The 21,809-nt window shown below is 62.8% G+C and carries 23 protein-coding genes; 18 read left to right on the top strand and 5 right to left on the bottom strand.

Annotated features, from left to right (window positions below; genetic code table 11):
• Positions 1-623: 623 nt before the first annotated feature.
• On the top strand, positions 624-875 hold the full coding sequence (locus J4G32_RS14000; protein ID WP_210495559.1) for a hypothetical protein: 252 nt from the start codon (positions 624-626) through the stop codon (positions 873-875).
• Between the two features lie 20 nt (positions 876-895).
• On the opposite strand, the gene purU is transcribed toward J4G32_RS14000, so the two are convergent.
• From purU to J4G32_RS13980, 4 genes are all read right to left on the bottom strand, one after another.
• A complete protein-coding gene (gene purU / locus J4G32_RS13995) occupies positions 896-1,765 on the bottom strand; it encodes a formyltetrahydrofolate deformylase (protein WP_210495556.1) in 870 nt (289 codons plus the stop codon).
• A 78-nt stretch (positions 1,766-1,843) separates the two neighbouring features.
• On the bottom strand, positions 1,844-2,062 hold the full coding sequence (locus J4G32_RS13990) for a SlyX family protein (RefSeq protein WP_343232653.1): 219 nt from the start codon (positions 2,060-2,062) through the stop codon (positions 1,844-1,846).
• The gene (gene trhO / locus J4G32_RS13985; protein ID WP_210495547.1) at positions 2,055-2,813 is read right to left on the bottom strand and encodes an oxygen-dependent tRNA uridine(34) hydroxylase TrhO; all 759 of its coding nucleotides are present in this window, start codon (positions 2,811-2,813) and stop codon (positions 2,055-2,057) included. Before trhO ends, J4G32_RS13990 begins: the two co-directional genes overlap by 8 nt.
• 373 nt (positions 2,814-3,186) lie before the next feature.
• Positions 3,187-4,017, bottom strand: coding sequence for a GntR family transcriptional regulator (locus J4G32_RS13980; RefSeq protein WP_210495542.1), 831 nt, complete (start codon positions 4,015-4,017; stop codon positions 3,187-3,189).
• Positions 4,018-4,472: 455 nt separating this feature from the next.
• On the opposite strand from J4G32_RS13980, the gene J4G32_RS13975 reads away from it, so the two are divergent.
• The 17 genes from J4G32_RS13975 to J4G32_RS13895 all read left to right on the top strand — a co-directional run bounded on the left by J4G32_RS13975 (position 4,473) and on the right by J4G32_RS13895 (position 20,999).
• Entirely contained in the window at positions 4,473-5,147 is a 675-nt protein-coding gene (locus J4G32_RS13975; RefSeq protein WP_210495539.1) for an isochorismatase family protein, read from the top strand.
• Positions 5,148-5,156: 9 nt separating this feature from the next.
• Positions 5,157-6,065, top strand: coding sequence for a polysaccharide deacetylase family protein (locus J4G32_RS13970; RefSeq protein WP_210495534.1), 909 nt, complete (start codon positions 5,157-5,159; stop codon positions 6,063-6,065).
• A 16-nt stretch (positions 6,066-6,081) separates the two neighbouring features.
• Positions 6,082-7,011 (top strand): polysaccharide deacetylase family protein, encoded by a 930-nt coding sequence (locus J4G32_RS13965; protein WP_210495531.1) that lies wholly within the window; start codon positions 6,082-6,084, stop codon positions 7,009-7,011.
• A 25-nt stretch (positions 7,012-7,036) separates the two neighbouring features.
• On the top strand, positions 7,037-8,482 hold the full coding sequence (leuC, locus tag J4G32_RS13960) for a 3-isopropylmalate dehydratase large subunit (RefSeq protein ID WP_246505065.1): 1,446 nt from the start codon (positions 7,037-7,039) through the stop codon (positions 8,480-8,482).
• Positions 8,482-9,093 carry a 3-isopropylmalate dehydratase small subunit gene (gene leuD / locus J4G32_RS13955; RefSeq protein ID WP_210495528.1) on the top strand — a complete coding sequence of 204 codons (612 nt, stop codon included), beginning with the start codon at positions 8,482-8,484 and terminating at the stop codon, positions 9,091-9,093. Before leuC ends, leuD begins: the two co-directional genes overlap by 1 nt.
• A 77-nt stretch (positions 9,094-9,170) precedes the next feature.
• Positions 9,171-10,430: an ABC transporter substrate-binding protein gene (locus J4G32_RS13950; protein WP_210495523.1), complete on the top strand. Its 1,260-nt coding sequence runs from the start codon at positions 9,171-9,173 to the stop codon at positions 10,428-10,430.
• A 78-nt stretch (positions 10,431-10,508) separates the two neighbouring features.
• Positions 10,509-11,378, top strand: coding sequence for a branched-chain amino acid ABC transporter permease (locus tag J4G32_RS13945; RefSeq protein WP_210495519.1), 870 nt, complete (start codon positions 10,509-10,511; stop codon positions 11,376-11,378).
• Positions 11,375-12,361, top strand: coding sequence for a branched-chain amino acid ABC transporter permease (locus J4G32_RS13940; RefSeq protein ID WP_210495515.1), 987 nt, complete (start codon positions 11,375-11,377; stop codon positions 12,359-12,361). Before J4G32_RS13945 ends, J4G32_RS13940 begins: the two co-directional genes overlap by 4 nt.
• Positions 12,361-13,104, top strand: a complete 744-nt coding sequence (locus J4G32_RS13935) for an ABC transporter ATP-binding protein (RefSeq protein WP_210495511.1) — start codon at positions 12,361-12,363, stop codon at positions 13,102-13,104. Before J4G32_RS13940 ends, J4G32_RS13935 begins: the two co-directional genes overlap by 1 nt.
• On the top strand, positions 13,097-13,798 hold the full coding sequence (locus J4G32_RS13930) for an ABC transporter ATP-binding protein (protein WP_210495507.1): 702 nt from the start codon (positions 13,097-13,099) through the stop codon (positions 13,796-13,798). The genes J4G32_RS13935 and J4G32_RS13930 overlap by 8 nt, the downstream gene beginning before the upstream one ends.
• A 54-nt stretch (positions 13,799-13,852) precedes the next feature.
• A complete protein-coding gene (locus J4G32_RS13925) occupies positions 13,853-14,749 on the top strand; it encodes an isocitrate lyase/PEP mutase family protein (protein WP_210495501.1) in 897 nt (298 codons plus the stop codon).
• Positions 14,750-14,790: 41 nt separating this feature from the next.
• Positions 14,791-16,227: an FAD-dependent oxidoreductase gene (locus J4G32_RS13920; RefSeq protein ID WP_210495497.1), complete on the top strand. Its 1,437-nt coding sequence runs from the start codon at positions 14,791-14,793 to the stop codon at positions 16,225-16,227.
• On the top strand, positions 16,224-17,006 hold the full coding sequence (locus tag J4G32_RS13915) for an aspartate/glutamate racemase family protein (RefSeq protein WP_210495492.1): 783 nt from the start codon (positions 16,224-16,226) through the stop codon (positions 17,004-17,006). The genes J4G32_RS13920 and J4G32_RS13915 overlap by 4 nt, the downstream gene beginning before the upstream one ends.
• 2 nt (positions 17,007-17,008) lie before the next feature.
• The gene (locus J4G32_RS13910; protein ID WP_210495489.1) at positions 17,009-17,791 is read left to right on the top strand and encodes an aspartate/glutamate racemase family protein; all 783 of its coding nucleotides are present in this window, start codon (positions 17,009-17,011) and stop codon (positions 17,789-17,791) included.
• Positions 17,792-17,830: 39 nt separating this feature from the next.
• A complete protein-coding gene (locus tag J4G32_RS13905) occupies positions 17,831-19,243 on the top strand; it encodes an MmgE/PrpD family protein (protein ID WP_210495486.1) in 1,413 nt (470 codons plus the stop codon).
• 11 nt (positions 19,244-19,254) lie between these two features.
• Positions 19,255-20,181, top strand: coding sequence for a 3-hydroxyacyl-CoA dehydrogenase NAD-binding domain-containing protein (locus tag J4G32_RS13900; RefSeq protein WP_210495483.1), 927 nt, complete (start codon positions 19,255-19,257; stop codon positions 20,179-20,181).
• Entirely contained in the window at positions 20,178-20,999 is an 822-nt protein-coding gene (locus tag J4G32_RS13895) for a beta-keto acid cleavage family enzyme (protein ID WP_210495481.1), read from the top strand. The genes J4G32_RS13900 and J4G32_RS13895 overlap by 4 nt, the downstream gene beginning before the upstream one ends.
• Before the next feature lie 6 nt (positions 21,000-21,005).
• Here the strand turns inward: J4G32_RS13895 and iolB are convergent, their stop codons facing one another.
• Positions 21,006-21,806, bottom strand: coding sequence for a 5-deoxy-glucuronate isomerase (gene iolB / locus J4G32_RS13890; RefSeq protein ID WP_210495476.1), 801 nt, complete (start codon positions 21,804-21,806; stop codon positions 21,006-21,008).
• Positions 21,807-21,809: the final 3 nt, after the last annotated feature.

Raw genomic sequence — 21,809 nt, 5'->3', positions numbered from 1 at the left:
GTCGAATCCTACTGGCGGCACCGCCCCTTGCTCGCCGATCGCCTGTGCCGAGCGCTGGCGGCGAAGAGCAAGGCTCCCGAAACTTGGACCTGGCAGCTGGATCGGGAGGCGGGGAGCGGTTCACCCATATCGTTCCGCACCCCACCCGCACCCTACCGGGAGGCCAAGTATTCGCTCGGTCCTGGACATTGTTGCGTCTGCGGACAGCCGGTCTACCGTTTGGGGTGGCATATAGACCTCTGGGGCGACGATCACCCCAACAAGAATGCGACATGGCACGCGGCCTGCGTGGTCGCTTGGGAGTTCTGGGCCGCCCCGACGGGGCACTTGCGAAGCCTCAAAGTCCGTCAAGGCCGGAAATGTCCGGCCACAGGCAAACGTCTTCTGAAAACGTCCGAAGTCGATCACCGAACCCCACTCTTTGCCGTCTGGGCAGACCATCGGGACCGGCCGTGGCCGGAATTGCTAGCCTTCTGGGGCGCGCCAAACCTCCAGGTCATTAACAAGAGCGCTCATTTCGACAAATGCGCGCAGGAGGCGTCGCTTCGCGCAAAGAGGCGCGCGGCAGAATCCTTCAAGACCCTGTTGGAGACCTCTGGTGCAGTGCTGGAGGATGCGGTCTCATGATATCGATATTCCTGTTTGGGCTCGTGGGCGGGCTGTTTTCGGCCTATCTCGCCCTGCCCTATGGATGGCTGGCAGCCTTCGCAGCCTACGCGGTCGGCGGCGCGGCTTGCGCGCTCATTCCCGGAGTGATCGAGTGGCGACGCGAGGTCATCCGCGAGCGCAACGCCCGGTCGGCCCGTCACCATGCCGCCCTTGAGAGCCTGGCTGTTCCAGGAGATGCGCGCGAGGACGAGGTTGTCCGCCGCTGAGAGCAGCCGCACCCTCCGTCTCACCCGGTCAACACGACCGTCTTCTTGCCGCTGAGCAGGACGCGATCCTCAAGATAGTAGCGCACTGCGCGCGCCAGCACCCGCCGTTCGATATCACGGCCCTTGCGAACGAGATCCTCCGGTGTATCCCGGTGTGAGATGCGCTCGACGTCCTGATCAATGATCGGGCCTTCGTCGAGATCGCCGGTCACGAAGTGAGATGTCGCTCCGATCAACTTCACGCCGCGCTCGTGAGCCTGATGATAGGGCTTTGCGCCCTTGAAGCCTGGCAGGAACGAGTGGTGAATATTGATGCACCGCCCTGTGAGCTTGGCCGCGAGGTCATCGGAGAGGATCTGCATGTAGCGCGCGAGGACCACGAGATCCGTTTCGGTCTCTTCGATCAGCGCCCAGAGTTGTGCCTCCTGCTCCCGTTTGGTCGCTTTCGAGACCGGAAGATGGAAGAACGGGATATCGCCGAAATGCGCGTGAGCGAAAGTCTCACGCGGGTAATTCGACACGATTGCGCTGATATCCATCTGGAGCTCGCCGATCTGCCAGCGATAGAGGAGATCGTTCAGGCAATGATCGAACTTCGACACCAGCAGCATGACCCGGCGGCGCTGACATTCGTGGCGAAGACTCCATGTCATGCCGTATCGGATGGCGATCGGTTCGAACGCCCTTGCGAGATCGGCCGCCGCCGGCTCCGATGTGGAATCGACAGTGTCGAAGACGATTCGCATGAAGAAATTATTGGTTTCGACATCGTCAAATTGCTGCGCGTCGAGAATGTTGAAGCCCGATTGAAACAGATGCGTCGAGACCGCGGCGACGATCCCGGGTCTGTTGGCGCAGGAGAGCGCAAGAACAAACGAATCGTGCGGCATGTGAGTGCTCCTCAACTCGACGAGAATGAACCGGAGTTGCGCGCCCCCATCACGCGAGCCCCGCTGGGCGACGGTCCCTCAGTAATGAGGCGGCGGGGGTTCCGGCGCGGAGCTGCCCGCGTTGACGGCAGCCTCCTGCACACGATCACCGAGCGCGACAAGGCGTCGGGTCAGAGCATCGATGTGCTTCCACTGCTCGGTGATGGTGTTGTTCAATTCGTCGATCACATGATCCTGGTGGGCAAAACGCATCTCGAGGTGATCCACGCGGGCGCCCAGTGTCTCAAGGTCAGTCACTGTCTGTGTCTCCTCTGGCCAGCGCTCTCTCCACGAGGCCATGGCTCAACGCCACCCGTTCGTCGAAAACGAAACACTCGCCGTTCCACCGGCTGTCCGCCTCCGGAACGGTTTCGAGATACTTCAGGACGCCGCCCTTGAGGTGATAAACGGCCTCGAAACCTCTGGACAACATGAAGGAGCTCGCCTTCTCGCAACGGATGCCGCCCGTGCAGAACATGGCGACCGTCTTGTGGATCCGCGGGTCGAGCTGGCGATCGACGAAATCGCGGAATTCGCTAAATCGGTCAATCCCCGGATCGAGGGCGCCCTCGAATGTGCCCAGTGCGACCTCAAACCGATTGCGCGTGTCGATGAGCAGCAGATCAGGCGTATCGAGCAGCGCGTTCCACGCCTTGGGCTCCACATAAGACCCAACCTGCCGCGTCGGATCGGTCGCGATGTCGCCGAGTGTGACGATTTCCCTCTTGAGTCGGATCTTCAAGCGACGGAAAGGCATCTCGGCGGCCGTGGACAACTTCAACTCGAGATTGTCGAGACGGTGGCTGAACAGGGCGCCGGTCAGGCATTCGTGGATGAAAGCGTCAATCGCACGGGCTTCGCCCGCAATCGTCCCATTGATTCCTTCAGCCGCAAGCAGAATGGACCCCTTCAGGCCCAGGCGCACGCAAAGCCGATCCAGCGGATCCTTGAGATCGCGGAAGTCGGGCAGTGGGACGAATTGATAGAAGGCGGCAACCTTGTACGACATCGCCTTGCTTTACCAGCCCGCACGAGAGGGGGAAAGCCATCCCGGTGCCTCGCGCTGCCATCATCAAGGGACGCGCGACCGATGGACAGCCGCAGAGCATAGGTTGACGTCGGCAGAGTCGCAGGCGAGCGCCCCACCCCAGTCGCTGCTCTGGACGCTGATGTCCCGCCCATCCGTCGTCACCGTCGCGGTGCTAAGGGAACCGGACACCGCGCAACCGCCCATGACAAGCGCCAGAAAACCTACAACCGGGATCATGAATGAACGCATGTGACCTTATCCCCCCACGGGTAAGTTTGCGGAGGAGACGCTGTCCGACATAATCTTGGCCGAACTGCGAGGCCCTGTCCTTGGAGGCGTCCTGTCGGTCCGGCTAGCTGCGGTCGAGCTGAAATTTGTTGTCGGCGCCGCGGGACAACGTCATGCGGTATTCGAAACGATCAGGACGATAAAAGATCTCGACGTAGTCCACGGGCCGGTTGTCGGCGTCGTAGAACACGCGCCTGAGCTTCAACAACGGAGAGCCGGGCTGGACACCAAGCCGCTGGGCTGAAATCTCATCCGCCAGCGCTGCCGTAATGCTCTGTTTCACGTGGCCGATCGCCGTCCCGGCCCGTGTGATCAGGTCGATGAGCGGGATCGCCACCAATTCTTCCTGCGTGTACGTGCGACCGATCCGCTCGAGCACGAACGTCGTCGACATGGAGAACGGCCCATCGGCAAGGCTGCGGACGCGCACGGCTCGCTGAACGAGATCGGTGGGACCCAACTGCATTTCTGTCGCCACCGTGTCCGGAGCGACCACATAGGCGAATTCGAACACTTCGACGGTCGTCTGCTGGCCGATGATCGACAGATTGGCCATCAATCCGTCGATCCCCGCGATGATCGGGACGCCGCCAACACGCGGAGCAGCACCCGCCGAAACCTGCGTACCACGCCCCCTGACCCGATCCACAAGTCCCTCGAGCGACAGCTCATCAAGCGCGCGCCGGGCGGTGATGCGGCTGACGCCGAAGCGCTCCATGAGCTCCGCCTCACTGGGAAGCGTCTGACCGACCTTGTAGGTGCCGTTGACGATCCGCTCCCGCAGGATCACGTAGATCCGGTGGTAGAGCGGAATCGGCGAGCGATCGGAGCCAAAACGCGTGTCGCCCGACGCTTCAGGTTCCTGCGAACGTTTTCTTGAAACTGGGCGGCCCATCAATGTCAGACCTCATAAGTCAGGCAGCGGCAGCCACCGGGTGCACCCGCTTCAACGCCGGATCCTATTGGCGATTCCTCGCCTTCGTGCAAGCCAGAGGCCGGAACCTGCCGGGACCCCTCCCACGCGTTCCGCCCAAAGCGCTGGGGTGCCACATTATACCAATTCTGGGGAAAAGTTTTCTCTCGAACCATTCCAAAGACCGCTTTACATTCTTCTAAAGATATATCTTTATGATATTTGACCGCGTGCGCAAGACTTTTGCATGCGTCGATCGCCAGAGATCTTTTCGCTTCTTGCTTGGGAAAGGTGACTGATGAAACGTCGGATTCACATGGTGCCTCGACCGGCCGTCGCCTCCACCCCTGCGGAGCCACCCGCCGCTGGCGCCCGCTGGGCCGCAAAAACGGCAAACACCCCCACCATACATTTATCGAACCACTAGGAGATCGGCTGTGGAGCTTTCGACCAAGACGGCCCGCGAGTTGTATGAGGCGATCAAGGCCAAGCCGGTTCGTCCACGTTTTGGGTTCGGCAAGAAGCCGATTCTCATTAATATCGATCTGCAGAAGGCGTACACGAATGTCGGCGAATTCGCCGGCGCCTATGAGACCGATCCGCAGCAGATCGACCACATCAATCGGCTTTCCACCATTGCCAGGGCCAAGCAGTTGCCCGTTGTATGGACGTACGTCGCCTACATGGAATCCGGCGAGGATTGCGGCGTCTGGGGCACGCGGAGCAATACGCCTGATTCACTGCAGAATATCAAAGTGGGCTCGCGCAGAGCCGAATTCGATGACCGTCTTGCCATCGACCACGTCGTCGACGTCATCGTCAACAAACGCATGGCCTCCGTGTTTCACGAGACGCATATTCCCTCACTGATGGTGTGGCATCGGTGCGACACGGTGATCCTCACTGGGGGCTCGACCTCGGGCTGCGTACGCGCCAGCGTCGTCGATGCGCTCTCACACGGCTACCGCGTCGTCGTGCCGGAGGAATGCGTGGCGGACAAGCACGAGAGCCCGCACTTCGCCAACCTCTACGACATTGCCATCAAGTACGGTGACGTCGTGCCGGTTGCCGACGTGCTTGCGTATTACGAATCCTACAAGCCAGCCACCTAAGGTAGCGCGATGTCGAGTGATCCAGGCCTCTATGGCTTCATCCCCTATAACCGGCGCCCGAAGATCACCTGGCCCAACGGCGCCAAGATTGCCGTCTGGGTCGCACCGAACGTGGAATACTACGAGTACGCACCGCCGCCGAACCCGCAGCGTGTGCCGTGGAGCCGGCCCCTGCCGGATGTCCTGGCCTATTCCCAGCGCGATTACGGCAATCGTGCCGGCTGGTGGCGCATGATGGAGGCGATGGATAACGCGGGAATTCGCGGGTCCGTATCGCTTAACGTCGCGCTTTGCGAGCATCACCCGGAGATCATCGAGGCGTGTGCCAAGCGTGGCTGGGAGTTCTACTCCCACGGCATCTACAACACCCGATACACCTACGGCATGAGCCCCGACCAGGAGCGCGCGATCATCGAGGATTCCATCGAGACGATCCGCAAATGGACCGGACAGGCGCTCGCGGGTTGGCTTGCACCTGCTCTGTCGAACAACCCTTGGACGATGGATCTTCTCGCTGAATATGGCCTTCTCTACACCTGCGATCTCTTCCACGACGATCAGCCCATGCCGGTCAACGTGAAATCCGGCCGCCTGATCAGCATGCCCTACTCGCTCGAGATGAACGACGTCATCGTCTACAATTCGAACCTCTCCTCCCCGCGCCATTATGGCGAAATCATCAAGCGGCAGTTCGATCAGCTTTACGCGGAAGGCGAGCGCTCAGGCACGGTGATGTGCATCCCGCTGCACCCTTACCTCGTGGGGCAGCCTCATCGCATCGAGCCTTTCGCGGAGGCGCTGCAGCACATCGCCAAGCATGACGACGTCTGGCTCGCGACCGGACGCGAGATCGCGGAGCATTATTATGCTCATTCCTATGACCGCATGGCCGCCGACATCGCCGCGCTTCAGGCTTGAGTGAGGACACACCATCATGCCTCTCCCAGACGACTATCTGATTTACCCGGCGCGCCGTCATGGAATGGACCACGACCGCTATAGCTGGTCTCATCTCTTCGACCGCAAGCCCATCGTGTGGCCGAACGGTGCGCGCATTGCGCTGTGGGTGATGCCCGCCGTGCAGTGGTTTCCCCTCGACATGACCGGCAAGCCGTTTCGGGCGCCCGGCAGCCTGACGATGCCTTTCCCGGATTTCCGCCACTACACCAATCGCGACTACGGCAACCGCGTCGGCATCTATCGTATTCTCGAGGTGCTTCAGGAAAGAAACATTCCGGCTTCTGTCGCCGTCAACGGAATCCTTGCCGAGCGCTACCCCTTGATGCTGGCCGATCTCGTCTCCGCCGGGATGGAGATCGTCGGCCATGGTCTCGACATGGAGCATGTGCATCATAGCGGCTTGTCGCGTGAGGAGGAGAGCCATCTGGTGGGCCATACCCTGCGCCTGCTGCGCGAGGCATCCGGCCAGCCCGTGACCGGCTGGCTGTCGCCTGGACGCGCGCAATCCTACGCAACGCCCGATATCCTGGCCGAACACGGCATCGCCTATGCGTGCGACTGGGCCAATGACGATATGCCCTACGCCATGAAGACGGAGTCGGGTCCGATCTTCGCCATGCCGAACGCCTACGAAACCGACGACCGCACAGTCCTGATGGATTTCCATCATCCCGAGGATTCGTGGGTCCAACAGCTCAAGGACCGGTTCGACGTGCTCTATCGTGAAGCCGAGCAGTATGGCGGGCGGGTCATGAGCATTCCGCTCCATGCCTGGGTGTCTGGCGTGCCGTATCGCGTCAGTTACGTGCGCGAGGCGCTGGACTACATTCTCGGCCACGATGCGGTTTGGCCGGCAACGGGGGCACAGATCCTGGCAGCCTTTCGCGAGCAGAGTGACGCATGAACCCGAAGCAAGAAGGGGATCGGGCATGACGGACCACATGGGTGACGCGGGCAGTCGCACGAAGGCCATGTTCGACAAGATCTGGGATCGTCACGTGGTCGTCGCGCGCGCTCAGGGGCCATCGCTGATCTACATTGATCGCGATATCATTCACGAGGGCTCGTTCCACGCTTTTGCGGACATGAAGCGGCGCGGCCTGACCGTTCGCAAGCCCAAACAGATGTTCGGCACGCCCGACCATTACGTCCCCACAACCGGGCGGATGATCGGCGACGCCGCGACGCCCGAAATTGCCCGGATGATCAGCCAGTTCGACGAGAACATGAGTTGGGGCGGAATTCGCAATTTCGGCTTGCGCGATCCGCGTCAGGGGATTGTGCACGTTGTGGGTCCGGAGCAAGGCATCACACTTCCCGGGCTAACCCTCGTCTGCAGTGACAGTCACACATCGACGCACGGGGCCCTGGGCGCCATCGCCTTCGGGATCGGCCAATCCGAGAACGCCCATGTGATGGCCACCCAGACGCTCTGGCAGGCCCGTCCGAAGACCATGCGCATCACGATCGACGGGCGTCTGGCAAGGGGAGTGCACGCAAAGGATGTCATCCTCGCCATCATCGGCAAGATCGGCGCGGCCGGGGCCGGCGGGCATGCTATCGAGTATGCGGGCGCCGTCGTGCGGGCGATGAGCATCGAAGAGCGCCTGACCATTTGCAACATGTCGATCGAGGCAGCGGCTCGATGCGGGATGGTCGCACCGGATGACACGACATTTGCCTATCTCCACGGCCGACCTTTCGCGCCGAATGAGCAGGATTGGGATGCGGCGGTCAGCTATTGGCGCACGCTTCCGAGCGGGGATGACGCCCGATTCGACAGTGAAGTGTCGATCGACGGCAGCGCGATCGAGCCGATGGTTACCTGGGGAACGAGCCCCGAGGACGCGTTGCCGATCAGCGGACACGTCCCGGGCCCCGACCCCAAGGCCGACTTGCAGCGGCAGGATGCCGTCGCGCGCGCGCTTCGCTATATGGGCCTTGAAGCAGGCACCGCCCTGACGGACATCGCCATCGACAGGGTGTTCATCGGATCCTGCACCAACAGCCGGCTGGAGGATCTTCGTTCCGCTGCCGCAGTGCTCGATGGCCGCAGGGCCGTCGTTCCCGCAATGGTCGTACCCGGCTCGACCGGCGTCAAACTGGCCGCGGAGGCAGAGGGGCTCGACGCGATTTTCCGCAACGCGGGATTCGAGTGGCGGGAATCGGGGTGCTCCATGTGTGCCGCCATGAACGGCGATTTCGTGCGGCCCCAGGAGCGCTGCGCTTCGACATCCAACCGGAATTTTGTGGGTCGCCAGGGCCCCAACGCCCGCACGCATCTGATGAGCCCGGCCATGGCCGCAGCCGCAGCGCTGACCGGAAGACTGACGGACGTCCGTCAGTTCATGGGCGCTCGCTCGGGAGTGCAATGATGGACGCCTTTATTCGCGAAACCGCTCTTGCGGCGCCCTTCGAGGGCAGCAATGTCGATACCGATCAGATCATTCCGGCGCGGTTCCTCAAGGTCGATCGCACGGTCGGCTACGGCTCGTTTCTGTTCCATGATCTCAAGTTCGAGAGCGACGGCACGGAGCGTCCGGATTTCGTGCTGAACCAGCAGCCCTTCCGCCATGCGCGCATCCTGGTGACGGATGAGAATTTCGGCTGTGGGTCGTCGCGCGAAGGCGCCGTCTATGCGCTGTCCGACTACGGCATCAAAGCGCTGATCGGCCCGAGCTTCGGCGACATCTTCTACAACAATTGTCTGAAGAACGGCCTCATCCCGGTCCGGCTTCCGCACGACGTGGTGGCAGGTCTCCGAGAGGACCTGCTGAGGGGACCCGATCGGGAGATTTCCATTGATCTCGATTCGCAGGTCGTGACGCTGCCAGACGGGACGTTGCATAATCTCGAGATCGACCCGTTCTGGCGCGAATGCATCATGAAGGGTGTGGACGAGGTGGAGCTCACATTGGGCTACCTGCCGGAGATCGAAAGCTTCGAGGCACGCTATCTCGACGAGATGAAATGGATCAACAGGTGAGGCCAGCTCACCGGCGAAAGTTGCCGCGAACGCGACAGCTCAACTCATAAGAAAACCTCCAGTTCAGGGATCAACCAATGTCAAACGACGAAACGAAATTCGGCCCCTTTCCCCTCAGCCGCCGCGGCTTTCTCAAGGTAGGCGGCTCGGGCCTTGCGCTGACGGCTTTCGCCGGCACCGTTGCCGCTCCGACCGTACTGCGCGCTCAGACGCCGACCGTGAAGGTGGGAATTCTCGAGCCGCTTACCGGCAACCTGGCCTATAATGGCACGCAGGCTCGGGCTGGCGCCATGTTCGCCATCGAGGCGATCAATGCGGCAGGCGGCATCAAGAGCCTCGGCGGCGCCAAGCTCGAAGCCGTGGTGGCGGACGCGCAATCCCGTCCTGACGTGGCTGCGGCGGCGGTCGACACGCTTGCCCAAGCCGGCGTCTCGGCGTTCATCGGCTGTCAGGCGAGCGCGCTCGGTCTCGCAAGCTCGCAGGCCGCCGCACGCTACAACCTCGCCCAGGTCTTCGACGTTGGAACGGCCGAGCAGGTTGTCGAACGCGGCCTCAAGAACGTTTTCCGCTTCACGCCAGGCGTGAACAAATGCACGAGCACCGCGCTTGAGAACCTCAAGCTTCTCAACCAGAATGCCAAAAATGTCGTGAAGACCGTGGCGATCGTCTACGAGGACGGCCCGTTCGGCTCCAATATGTCCAAGCTCTTGAACGAGCGCCTGCCGCAAATCGGCATGACGGTGGTGGAGAACATCGGCCACCCGACGCCGCAGCGCGACTTCACCAACATCGTCCTGCGCATCAAGGCCGCCAAGCCCGACCTGATCATTCCGTCGAACTACCTCAACGAGTACACGCTTCTTGCCATGACGCTGCGCCAGCAGAAAGTCGAGGCGAAGGCGATCTACTCGATTCTCGGGGGTGCAGCGTCGAATATCAAATTCGTTCGCGAGCACAACGATGCTGCCCAGTACGTCATGGACTGCAACCATTGGTACGACCCCCGCAAGCCGGAATCACAGGCACTGGCCAAGAAGACGGCGGACGCCAAGCTTGATCTCACCTACGACATCATGGTGGCGTATGCGTGCATCCAGCTCATTGCGGATTCGCTTGAGCGGGCAGCGTCTCCCGACCGCGAGAAGCTGATCGAAGCATTGGCCAGTTCCACCTATGCTGGCTCGATCATGCCTTATGGCCCGACCAAATTCGTGAACGGCAACAACGAGGCTGCCCAGCCGGTCAACACCCAGATCCGCGGTGAGAAGATCGAGCTGGTTTTCCCGAAGGAATACGCCACCGCCGAGGCTGTTTTCCCGATGCCGCCCCGGGGCTGACCGGCTCCTGACCTTCTGCTCGCGGGCGCCGTTACACGCGCCCGCGACCCTTCCGGCAAAGTTTGAAAGAGCCGTACCATGTGGTCCCTGGTCCTGCCGGCGATTTTGGGTGGTCTGACGACAGGCGCGATCTACGCGCTCGTTGCACTGGGCCTCACCCTGATCTACGGCGTCCTGCACATCATCAATTTCGCCCATGGCAGCCTGCTGATGCTGGCGCTTTATGGCGTCTACTTTCTGTACGCCATTCTCGGGATCGATCCCTACCTCGCTCTGCTGATCGTCGTGCCCGTGTTCTTCGTCCTGGGTTATGTTTTGCAGCGCGGTGTCATCTCGGTGTTCAGCCTGGGCAAGGAGCAGAATGTCCTCCTCGTGACGCTCGCGCTTGCAATCATCATCGACAATCTGGCGCTTTATTTCTGGACGTCTGACACGCGCACGATCTCGCTGCCCTACGCTTACACCATGGTGGAGATCGGGCCGGCCTTCATCCCGCTGCCACGTGTCATCGCGTTCGTGGCGGCCCTCGTCGCCGCGGTGATCCTCTGGCTGATCATGAGCCGGACCCGGCTCGGGAAAGCCATCCGGGCGGTCGCCATCGAGAAGCGTGGCGCCGAACTCGTCGGCATCGATGTCGATCACACCTACGCCATGTGCTTCGGCATCGGCACGGCCTGTGTGGCTGCTGCCGCCTGCCTTCTCCTGCCAACCTTCTATGTGACCCCGCAGGTGGGTTACGCGTTCGTGCTCGTCGCGTTCACGACCGTCGTCCTTGGCGGCATGGGGAGCTTCATGGGGGCGCTGGTCAGCGGCCTCCTGCTTGGTGTCATCGAGGCGTTGTGCGGCCTCTTCCTCGGGGAGAGCCTCGGGCAGATCGGCATCTTCCTCGCCTTCATCCTTATCCTCCTGTTTCGGCCGTCAGGCCTGTTTGGACGGCGCGCAGCATGAAAACGACATCGTTCGGCGAATGGGTACTTTATGGCGGGATCTGCGCCTACCTGCTCACACTGCTCGTCATGCCATCCCAGCTCTGGCTCGGCTTCACCATCAACGCGCTGATCGTGGCGATCCTGAGCGTCGCCTGGAACCTGCTGGGCGGGTTCGGAGGACAGATGTCGTTCGGCCATGCGGCGCTGTTTGGAACCGGCGCCTATGTGACGGCGATGTTGCAGGTCCGCTGGGGAATCAATCCCTGGCTTGCGGCGGTCGCAGCCATCGTGGCGGCGACCGCGGTGGCGGGCTTCATCGCCGCCCTCTCGTTTCGCTATGGCCTGCGCGGCTCCTACTTTGCGCTGGTGACACTCGCTTTCGCCGAAGTGCTCCGGATCCTCGCGAGTTCGTTCGAGATCAGCGGCGGGGGGCAGGGCATTCTCGTCCCCTACAAGGCGGGTCTCGCCAATTTTCAGTTTGCCGACCGATCCACCACCTATGCCCTGGTGCTGTTCCTCGTCGTCGTCGCCATGCTCATAACGCTGGCGGTGCAGCGGTCGCGGTTCGGCGCCTATCTCATCGCGATCCGTGAGAACGAGGAGGCCGCCAAGGCTCTGGGCATCGACACATTCCGCACGAAGGTGCTGGCCATGATGCTGTCGGGGGCGATCGGCGGTGCGGCGGGCGTCGCGTATCTGCAGACCTACCTGTTCATCGATGCGCCCATCGCTTTCGGATCCACGATGTCGATTGAAGCGCTCCTGGGCCCGATCATCGGGGGCGCCGGCACCGTCTGGGGGCCACTGGTGGGGACCCTGATCATCCACGGCCTCGGCGAAACCGCGAAGCATCTCGTCAGCGGCGCACCGGGGCTGAACCTTGTGCTCTATGGCGTGGTGCTGATGGTCATCCTGCGTTATCTGCCGGACGGAATCGTCGGTCTTGCTCGCCGCATCGGCCCCAGGCGGGCCGCGCCGACCGCCATGCCGGAGGATCGCTGATGCTATCCGTATCGAACGTCACCAAGCGCTTCGGTGGTCTTGTGGCCGTCAGCGACGCGTCCCTGAAGGTCGACCAGGGCCGGATCGTCGCCTTGATCGGACCCAACGGAGCGGGAAAGACCACTCTCTTTGCGATCATCGGCGGTTTTGTCACGCCCGATTCCGGTCGCATCCAGTTTGAGGGCCGGGACATTACAGGCATGCCACCGCATGCCATCTGCCGTCTTGGGCTGACCCGCACATTTCAGATCGTGCAGCCTTTCGCCGGCCTGACCGTTCGGGAGAACATCGCCATCGGCGCGCATCTGCGTCATCGTGGCCGGGCAGAGGCGCTGGAGCGGGCGGCCATTGTCGGCGAGCAGGTCGGGATGGGTCCTCTGCTGGATCAGCCGGCGCAGTCGCTGACTGTGGCGGGCCGCAAGCGCCTCGAACTGGCGCGCGCCCTCGCCACGGAGGCAAAGCTGCTTCTCCTCGACGAGGTGATGGCCGGCCTCATTCCCAGCGAGATCACCGAGATCGTCGCAACCATCAGAAAGATCCGCGATTCCGGCGTCACCATCCTGCTCATCGAGCACGTCATGCAGGCGGTCATGAGTCTGTCCGAGGAGGCCTACGTGCTGAACCAGGGCCGCATGATCGCCCACGGGACGCCGGCTCAACTCGTCGCCGACCCCACCGTCATCGAGGCGTATCTCGGGCACGGGGCAGCCGAGCGTCTCAAGCAGGAGAGCGACAATGCTTGAGGTCAACGGCATCAAGGCCGGCTACGGACCGGTCAATGTGCTTCAGGGCATCAGCATGACCATCGGCGATGGGGAGATCGTGGCGGTTCTCGGATCGAACGGCGTCGGCAAATCGACCCTGAACAACGTCATCAGTGGCATCATCAAGCCACGAGAAGGGACCGTTCGGTTCGACACCGTCGACATCACCGGTGCCTCGCCAAGAGCGGTGGTGGATGCTGGCATTCTGCAGGTTCCGGAAGGCCGTCGCATCTTCCCCAATCTCAGCGTGAAGGAAAACCTGGAGCTGGGCGCCTATCGCCGGGCGCGCGAGCGGATGGCCGTCAATTTCGAGCGCATGTGCACGATCTTTCCGCGATTGCGGGAGCGCCTCGGCCAGCTCGCCGGAACCCTTTCGGGCGGCGAACAGCAGATGCTCGCCATTGGCCGGGGCCTGATGGCAGAGCCGCGGCTGCTCATTCTGGACGAGCCCTCTCTCGGCCTCTCACCACTGATGGTCGAGGAGATGTTCAATCTCGTGCAGCGCATCAGCCAGGAGGGACTCGCGATCCTGTTGGTCGAACAGAACGTGGTCCAGTCCCTGGCGATCGCCTCCCGCGCCTACGTGCTCGAACAGGGCCGCTTCGCGCTTGAGGGACCTTCGGGCGACATGCTCGCCGATCCGCGACTGCGCAAGACATATCTCGGCCTCTAGCCAAGACCGCGGCTGCCCGTCTCGGGCGTCGCAGTCGATCGGAAGGATTGCTCAATGACCGCCACACTGAGACCAACGACCAAGCTTCGCCAGCTTCTGGCGCAGCCAGGCGCGATCATGGCTCCGGGCGTCGTCGACCCGCTCTACGCCCGCCTTGTGGCGCGCCACAACTTCGACGCCATGTATATGTCGGGCGCAGGCACGTCTGCGGCCAAACTTGGCATGCCGGATGTGGGGTTGCTCACCCTCACCGAAATGGTCGACAACGCCGCTCGGATCACCGCGATCAGTGACATTCCGCTCATCGCAGATGCCGACAACGGTTATGGCGGACCTCTCAATGTGCGCCGCACGATCCAGCTCTACGAACGGGCGGGGGTCGCGGCGATCCATCTCGAAGATCAGGTGCTGCCAAAGCGGTGCGGCCATCTCGCGGGCAAGCAGCTTATTTCCACGACCGACATGGTGGCCAAGATCAAGGCCGCGACAGATGCCAGGATTGATGGCGACTTCGTTCTGATTGCCCGCACTGATGCGCTTGCCCTCGAAGGTCTCGAGGCCGCCTTGGAGCGCGCCGAACGCTACCGCGAGGCCGGAGCCGACGTTCTCTTCGTCGAATCGCCCGGCAAGGAACATCTCAAGGCCATCCCGGAAAGACTGCAAGCGCCCACGCTCTACAACATGGCGACGAGCGGGAAGACGCCGTTTCTCACCAAGTCGGAGATCGCGGCGCTCGGCTTCAAGCTCATCATCTATCCGAACTGGCTGATGCTCGCCGCCATTCGGGCAGCGGATGGCGTCCTGGCGACCCTGCGCGAGGAAGAGTCCATTGCAAGCATCGCCCCTCAGGTTCCGAGCTTCCAGGAATTCTTCGATCTCGTCGGCATGCAGGATGTGCGGGAGCTGGAGGAGCGCTACGGCGTGCCCGACGCGGCGCGCGCCGCCTACTGAGACTCATCTCACGATCCATAGCGGAAGCGGAAACAGCCACCATGACAGTTCGCCCGGCCCATGAGGCCACATTCGAGTATCGGGTGCCCATCGTCATCGTCGGGGCAGGGTCGTGCGGTCTGACCGCAGCACTTGCGGCCAATGACGCGGGTGCCGACGTGCTCGTTCTCGAGCGCGATGAAAATCCAACCGGCAGCACCTCCCTGTCGGCGGGCCTGATTCCCGCGGCTGGCACCCGCTTTCAGCGAGAGAAGGGAATCGACGATAGCGTCGATCTCTTCGAAGCCGACCTGAACGCAAAGGCAAAGGGCCAAAGCGACCCGGTGATCGTTCGAACCGTCGCGGAAGCGTCCGGACCGACGATCGACTGGTTGGCCGACGACCATGCGGTGGAACTGCATCTCGTCGACAGCTTCTACTATCCGGGGCACTCACGGCTGCGCATGCACGGCCCCCTTCGCCAGACCGGTTCGGAACTGGAGCAGTCGCTCCTTTCAGCCGCCGAGCGCGCCGGCATCGATCTCATCACGGGCGCCTCCGTCGAGGATCTTTTTGCGACCGAGGATGGGACGATCGTCGGGGTGTCGTTCAGACGTCCCGATGGAGAACTGGAGCGGGTCGGTTGCGACGCCCTTGTGCTTGCGTGCAACGGCTTCGGCGGCAATCGCCAGATGGTGTCGCAGTTCATTCCCGAAATGGCAGACGCGGAATATTACGGTCACGCATCGAACACCGGTGATGCCGTTGACTGGGGCAAAGCGTTGGGGGCCCAGCTTGCCGATATGGGGAGTTATCAGGGCCATGGATCCGTCGCCTATCCGCACGGGCTTCCTCTGACCTGGGCGGTCATGACGCAAGGGGGATTTCAGGTCAACCTGACGGGCGAGCGCTTCGCCAACGAGATGAAGGGCTACTCGGAGCACGCGCAGGAGGTGATCCGCCAACCGGATCATCTGGCTTGGAACATCTACGACGAGCGCTGTGAAAAGCCGGCCCTCGCCTTCCATGACTACAAGGAGATCTGCTCTCTCGGCGCGGTCAAGCGCGCCTCAAGCGTGGACGAGCTTGCGGCCGTCACCGGTCTGCCGGTTGACGCCCTGAAGCGGTCGATGGAGCAGGTCGAAGCCTATGCTGACGGGACGGCGATCGATCCTTTCGGTCGGGATTTCACGCAGCAGCCTCCCCTGTCGCCACCTTACCTTGCCGCCAAAGTCAATGGCGCGCTGTTTCATACCCAAGGCGGCCTGGCGATCAATTCGGCAACCCGCGTCCTGAGGACGGATGGCGCGCCGCTCCCCAATCTGTTCGCGGCCGGAGGCGCTGCCCGCGGCCTGTCTGGCCCGTCGTCCTGGGGATACATGTCGGGCAATGGCCTTTTATCCGCAACCGTGCTGGGCCGGCTCGCAGGCATCGCCGCCGCGCGCCTCGTGACCGCAGCCACACCGCAGCAACAAGACGACAAGGGGAAGATCGCATGAAACGCGTCCTGGTCATCGTGCCATTTCCAATGAACGATGAGGAAGTGTCTCGTCGCAAAACCCAGCTCGACTCGGTCAGGCTCGGCGCCGATATCGCGTTCGATTTCCGTCCTGTCCGGCTGGGCCCCTCGAGCTATACGAGCCAGCACGACTTCACACTTGCGGATTTTTCGATCCTCGATGCGGGCATCGATGCGGAGACGGACGGCTACGACGCCGTCTGCATCGACACCATGAGTGATTCCGGCATGTCTGCCTTGCGCTCAATCCTCAATATCCCTGTCATCGGGCCTGGTCGTCACGCGATGCTGACGGCCCTGATGCTCGGCGAGCGGTTCTCGGTTCTCGTGATGTGGGATCGCTGGAAACCGCTTTACACCAAGACGCTCGGCGAACTCGGCCTGCGCGACAAATGCGCGTCCATTCGCTCCATCGGCGTCCAGCCCGACAATCGCAAGCTTCTCGCCGGCAAGGAAGACGACGTGTTTCCGAAGCTTCTCGAGGCTGCGCAACGCTGCATCGACGAGGACGGCGCCGATGTCATCATCCTTGGCTCGACCACGATGCACCAGGCGCACGCCTATCTGGCCGAGCGGCTGACTGTCCCGGTCATCAATCCCGGCCCCCTCAGCTATCGGCTTGCGGAGACAGCCCTCAAGCTCAATCTCGTTCACAGCCGCTCCACCTATCCGTCGCCTCTCGTCGAGAAGAAGGACATGATCCGCGCGATCGGAGCCGCCGGTGCGGCTGCTGCGGCCACAGCCGGACAGGGAGCATAACCATGCCGAAGATCCTCGTCATTGTCCCGTTCGCCCTCGACGCCGAGGGACTCGCCAATCGGGAAAAGCAGCAGAAATACGTGCAACTCGACTCCGATACCGAGCTCACTTATCGGCCGGTGACGGCCGGCCCCACATCCTTCATGAGCCCCCATGACTGGACGCTGATGGATCTTGCGATCTTCGAGGCGGGCCTCAGCGCCGAGGACGACGGTTTCGACGCCGTCTGCATCGACACCATGAGCGATTCCGGGATGGCGGCACTGCGCTCGGTTCTCAATATTCCGGTGGTCTCGCCAGGTCGCGCGTCCATGCTCTACGCCCTGACACTGGGCTCGAAATTCTCCGTGCTGGCGCAATGGGAACCGGCTCTTCCTCGCTACAAGAAGGCCATTGTCGAGTACGGCCTCGAGAAGCAATGCGCGTCAGTCCGCTCGTTCGACACGCCACCTGACTTCTCGGCGCTGCTGGACGGCAAGGAGGAGAAGGTCTTCCCGCGGATGCTCGCCGTCGCCCGGCAATGCATCGAGGAAGACGGTGCCGACGTAATCTGCCTGGGATCGACCACGATGCACCAGGCGGCCGAGTTTCTCGCGGCGGAGTTGCCTGTGCCGGTCATTAACCCCGGCCCGCTGACCTATAAGCTCGCCGAGATGTTCCTGTCGCTCGGTCTGAAACCCGGCCGCAGCGCATACCCTGCGCCCGTGGTTCGCAAGGATGCGCTTCTCCACGCCATGCTGGCCGGTGGCGCCGCAAGCGAGGGTCAAAAGGAAGACCTGACGTAACTTTGCATTCAAGCACAGCAAACGAAGCGAGACAGACTGATGATGGGAAATCCTGGATCGACCCCCGCTCGCCGCCTCGCCTCCGCAGCATCTGCGACGACGTGGACGACGACGCCGGAAGCCGTGCGCCTTCAGATCCGCGACCTCGTCATCGACACCTTCGCGGTCATCGCGGCCGGCAGCGTTCACCCGTCGCTTCGGCCCGCCATTACACGGATGACGGAGGATTCGGGGGTCTGCACGGTGGTGGGATCGTCGCGTCCAACGACCGTCAATTCCGCGGCGCTGGCCAATGGGGCCGCAACGACGGTCCTTCAGTTGCAGGATGGACACCGGATCGCTCGGGGTCATCCCATGAGCCACGTTCTGCCAGCTGCCTTCGCAGTTGCGGAGACCATTGGCGCATCGAGCGCGCAGTTGCTGTCTGCGATTGTCGCGGGCTACGAAGTGTCGGCGCGCGTCGGGCGCGCCTTGGGCGGCATGCAACCGCTGCTTCACGATACAGGGACGTTTGGGACCATCGGAGCCGCTGTCGCGACCGCGCATCTTCTCTCAGAGGGTGACGTGAACGCCCTCGCGGAGGCCATCGAGGGCTCGGCTGCCGTGGCCTTGTTCCCTTATCGCGACACGCCCCTGGCGGGCGCAACTGTCCACCATCTTTACGTCGGTCTCGGAGCCTCGACCGGCGTGACGGCCGGTCAGGCGGCCGTCTTTGGCCTCACCAGCTTGTCGGGAACCCTCGAGTCCTTCTTCGGCCCGCGCGCAGGCGCCGGATTTGACCCCAGCCTGCTGATCGATGGTTTGACGCCGGAAGACACCTGGTCGTCCTACGAATGCCGGCAGGCCTACTACAAGGTTCATCCCACCTGCGCGCATCTCAATGGCATCAATGACGCTTTAGTCGAGATCATCACACAGCAAAGGGTGGATCCGGACCGGGTCGAGCGCGTCGATGTGAGCAGCTATGGCTACGCGCTCGAGTACAACACGGATAAGCCGGAAAATGATCTCTCGGCACGCTTCAGCATCCCCTTTGCCGTCGCCATCGCACTCCTGACGGGCCCCCTCGATGCGACCAGCATCCGGGACGACGTTCTTGCAGACCCTCGCGTGCGCGCGCTCGCCGCGCGCATTCGCGTGAAGCACGATCCCGATCTCGACGCGGGATATCCCGCGGGGCGGCCCGCCGTGGTGACCGTCACCATGACGGACGGATCGACGTTCTCGGCCACAGCGCATTTTCCCAAGGGCGATGTGTCCAATCCGCTCACCGCGCAGGAACGGCGCCAGAAGGCGACGCAACTGTTCAGCCATGCGTTTGAACCGTCCGCCGTGCCGGGTCTCCTGGCCGCGCTCGACGGGCTGACAACCGGCGGCAGCGTGGCGGAAGTCGGAAGGCTGCTCCGTGCGGCCTGCAAGGACACGATCCGCGACGGCGGTGTGATTTCATGAGGGAGGCCGCCATGTCACGCAATCCCGTCAAATCGGTCGCCGTCATCGGCTGCGGAACCGTTGGCGCGAGCTGGGCCGCGCTCTTCTGCGCGGCGGGCCTCGACGTTACGGCGGCGGACCCTGCTCCGGGGGCGGAGGAGAAGCTGCGGGCCTTCGTCGAACGGGCGCGGCCGCAGCTCATGCAGCTGGGCTTTTCCAAGCAGGGCGATCTCCGGTTCGTGCCGACTCTTGAAGACGCCGTCGGTCACGTCGATTTCATTCAGGAGAACGCGCCCGAGAATGAGATCCTGAAGCGGGACTTGCTGGCACGGATCGATGCGGCGGCACGACCGGATGCGATCGTGGCCATCAGCACATCGGCGCTTCTGCGCAGCCGCATCGTCGTCGACTGTCCCCGCGCACACCGGCATATTGTGGCACATCCCTTCAATCCGCCCCACCTCCTGCCTCTGGTGGAGATCGTCGGCGTCGACGACGATGTCGTAACGCGTGCTTGTGAATTCTATCGTTCCCTGAAGCGTTGGCCCGTCGTCCTCAAGCGCGAAGTCCCGGGGCATATCGCCAACAGATTATCGTCCGCCTTGTACCGCGAGGCCGTCAATCTGGTGGACCAGGGGATCGCGAGCGTGGCCGATATCGATGCGGCCATCTGTCAGGGCCCCGGCCTCCGCTGGGCCATCATGGGGCCTCACATGACGTACCATCTCGGCGGCGGAGACGGCGGCATCGCGCATTATCTCGACCATCTCGGACCGAGCCAGGAGCGCCGCTGGGCATCGTTGGGGAGTCCAACCCTCACTGACGGGGTCAAGGCGGCCATTGTGGCGGGCGTCGATGCGGAATCCGGCGGACGGACGATCGCCGACCTCGAGGCCGAGCGCGATCGGCTCCTGATCGAAATTCTGCAGATCAAGCAGCGGGAGACCCCGCTCGCATGACCGGGCCGGTGATCATCACGTCCGCGCCTAACGGCGCACGGCGTCAAAAGAGCGACCATCCGCAGATCCCGCTCACCATCGCCGAGATCGGCTACGACGCCGCTCGTTGCGTCGCCGCGGGTGCGGCCATGGTGCACATCCATGTGCGCGACCGTGAAGGTCGTCACGTGCTCGACGCCGATGCATATCGAGACGCCACGCGAGAGATTCGGCGCCAGGCAGGTGCGGGGGTGATCATCCAGATCACCACCGAGGCCGTTGGCCGCTACACGCCCCAACAGCAGATGGACCTGGTCGATGATGTCGGACCGGAAGCCTGCTCGATCGCCCTCAAGGAGATCATGCCTGACGACGCATCGGAGATGGCGGCCGCACGTTTCTTCGAAGCATGCGCGCGAACCGATTGTCTGATCCAGCACATCCTCTACAGCCCTGACGAAGTCCGCCGCTTCCAGACCCTCGGGCGGCGCGGCCTCATTCCGACGACCCGGGCCAGCGTACTGTTCGTGCTGGGGCGCTACACCGCGGGCGAACAATCCAACCCGGTGGAGGTGATTGATTTTATGAATGCGTGGGAACTGGCACTTCCCTGGGGTGTGTGCGCCTTCGGACGACGGGAGGCGGCCTGCGTCACCGCCGCCGCCCTTTTCGGCGGCCACGCAAGGGTCGGGTTCGAAAACAATCTCCACCTGCCGGATGGGAGACTTGCCCCCGACAATGCGGCGCTCGTGCGATGTGTGGCAGACGCGGCGACGCAGCTTGGAATCCCCCCTGCGAGCAGCGACGAGGCGCGGGCGATTTTTGCCGCCCAGGGCTGACGCGGGCTACTTGTTCATCAGCCAAGCGTGGTCGGGATCATTGTGGAACTTCCACACGCGCTTGGGTCCGGCCATCACGTTGAGATAATACAATTCATATCCGTGCGGCGCACCGACCGGATGATATCCTCGCGGCACGAGCACCACGTCGCCGTCACTGGCCGCTACCGTCTCATCCAGCGATCGATCATCCGTGTACACCCGCTGCAGCGCGAAGCCGGAGGGCGGGTTCAGCCGATGATAATAGGTCTCCTCAAGAAGAGACTCGGCCGGGAGCATGTCGCGGTCATGCTTGTGCGGCGGGTAGCTCGACCAATGGCCCGGCGGTGTGATGACCTCGACCACCAGCAGGCTCTCCGCAGGCTCCGTCTCCGGCAGGATGTTGCGGACATGGCGCGTGTTGGTGCCGGTGCCGCGGGTCTCCTGGCCGACCTGATCGGGGCGAATCACGCGGGCCGGCAGGGTGCCCTTCGCCGGCGCGGTGCAGACCCCGATCTCGCAATCGTTTTCGGCCGTGATCGTCCAGTCGGCCTGAGCCGGTGCATAGAGCGACCAGGGATCCGGCGCGAAGGGCGACGCGCGTCCGCCAATCACGCCAAAATCCTGCCCTGCCGCCTCCGCCCTCGCCTTGCCTGACAGCATGACGATGCAAGCCTCCCGGCCACCGGTTTCCTGCCGGACGCGCTGGCCCGCCTTCAGCCGGTAAACCTCGAAACCCACATAGGTCCAGCCGGCGGAATCCGGCGTGACCGCATGAACACGCCCGTGCGCATCCGGAAGGCTCGGCTTGACCAGGAGTTTCGACATGGC

Source organism: Microvirga antarctica (genome assembly GCF_017921815.1).
GTDB classification, from domain to species: domain Bacteria; phylum Pseudomonadota; class Alphaproteobacteria; order Rhizobiales; family Beijerinckiaceae; genus Microvirga; species Microvirga antarctica.
Note: the sequence above shows the minus strand (reverse complement) of the source record. Positions and strands in the feature narration are given on the sequence as shown.

Bases quoted from the DNA above. Each gene is read 5' to 3' on its own strand.
- J4G32_RS13980 (WP_210495542.1), bottom strand. From the start codon at position 4,017: ATGGGCCGCCCAGTTTCAAGAAAACGTTCGCAGGAACCTGAAGCGTCG.
- J4G32_RS14000 (WP_210495559.1), top strand. From the start codon at position 624: ATGATATCGATATTCCTGTTTGGGCTCGTGGGCGGGCTGTTTTCGGCC.
- purU (WP_210495556.1), bottom strand. From the start codon at position 1,765: ATGCCGCACGATTCGTTTGTTCTTGCGCTCTCCTGCGCCAACAGACCC.
- leuC (WP_246505065.1), top strand. From the start codon at position 7,037: ATGACGGACCACATGGGTGACGCGGGCAGTCGCACGAAGGCCATGTTC.
- J4G32_RS13910 (WP_210495489.1), top strand. From the start codon at position 17,009: ATGCCGAAGATCCTCGTCATTGTCCCGTTCGCCCTCGACGCCGAGGGA.
- J4G32_RS13950 (WP_210495523.1), top strand. From the start codon at position 9,171: ATGTCAAACGACGAAACGAAATTCGGCCCCTTTCCCCTCAGCCGCCGC.
- J4G32_RS13900 (WP_210495483.1), top strand. From the start codon at position 19,255: ATGTCACGCAATCCCGTCAAATCGGTCGCCGTCATCGGCTGCGGAACC.
- J4G32_RS13945 (WP_210495519.1), top strand. From the start codon at position 10,509: ATGTGGTCCCTGGTCCTGCCGGCGATTTTGGGTGGTCTGACGACAGGC.
- J4G32_RS13970 (WP_210495534.1), top strand. From the start codon at position 5,157: ATGTCGAGTGATCCAGGCCTCTATGGCTTCATCCCCTATAACCGGCGC.
- J4G32_RS13935 (WP_210495511.1), top strand. From the start codon at position 12,361: ATGCTATCCGTATCGAACGTCACCAAGCGCTTCGGTGGTCTTGTGGCC.
- J4G32_RS13930 (WP_210495507.1), top strand. From the start codon at position 13,097: ATGCTTGAGGTCAACGGCATCAAGGCCGGCTACGGACCGGTCAATGTG.
- trhO (WP_210495547.1), bottom strand. From the start codon at position 2,813: ATGTCGTACAAGGTTGCCGCCTTCTATCAATTCGTCCCACTGCCCGAC.
- J4G32_RS13925 (WP_210495501.1), top strand. From the start codon at position 13,853: ATGACCGCCACACTGAGACCAACGACCAAGCTTCGCCAGCTTCTGGCG.
- leuD (WP_210495528.1), top strand. From the start codon at position 8,482: ATGGACGCCTTTATTCGCGAAACCGCTCTTGCGGCGCCCTTCGAGGGC.
- J4G32_RS13920 (WP_210495497.1), top strand. From the start codon at position 14,791: ATGACAGTTCGCCCGGCCCATGAGGCCACATTCGAGTATCGGGTGCCC.
- J4G32_RS13940 (WP_210495515.1), top strand. From the start codon at position 11,375: ATGAAAACGACATCGTTCGGCGAATGGGTACTTTATGGCGGGATCTGC.
- J4G32_RS13905 (WP_210495486.1), top strand. From the start codon at position 17,831: ATGATGGGAAATCCTGGATCGACCCCCGCTCGCCGCCTCGCCTCCGCA.
- J4G32_RS13915 (WP_210495492.1), top strand. From the start codon at position 16,224: ATGAAACGCGTCCTGGTCATCGTGCCATTTCCAATGAACGATGAGGAA.
- J4G32_RS13965 (WP_210495531.1), top strand. From the start codon at position 6,082: ATGCCTCTCCCAGACGACTATCTGATTTACCCGGCGCGCCGTCATGGA.
- iolB (WP_210495476.1), bottom strand. From the start codon at position 21,806: ATGTCGAAACTCCTGGTCAAGCCGAGCCTTCCGGATGCGCACGGGCGT.
- J4G32_RS13895 (WP_210495481.1), top strand. From the start codon at position 20,178: ATGACCGGGCCGGTGATCATCACGTCCGCGCCTAACGGCGCACGGCGT.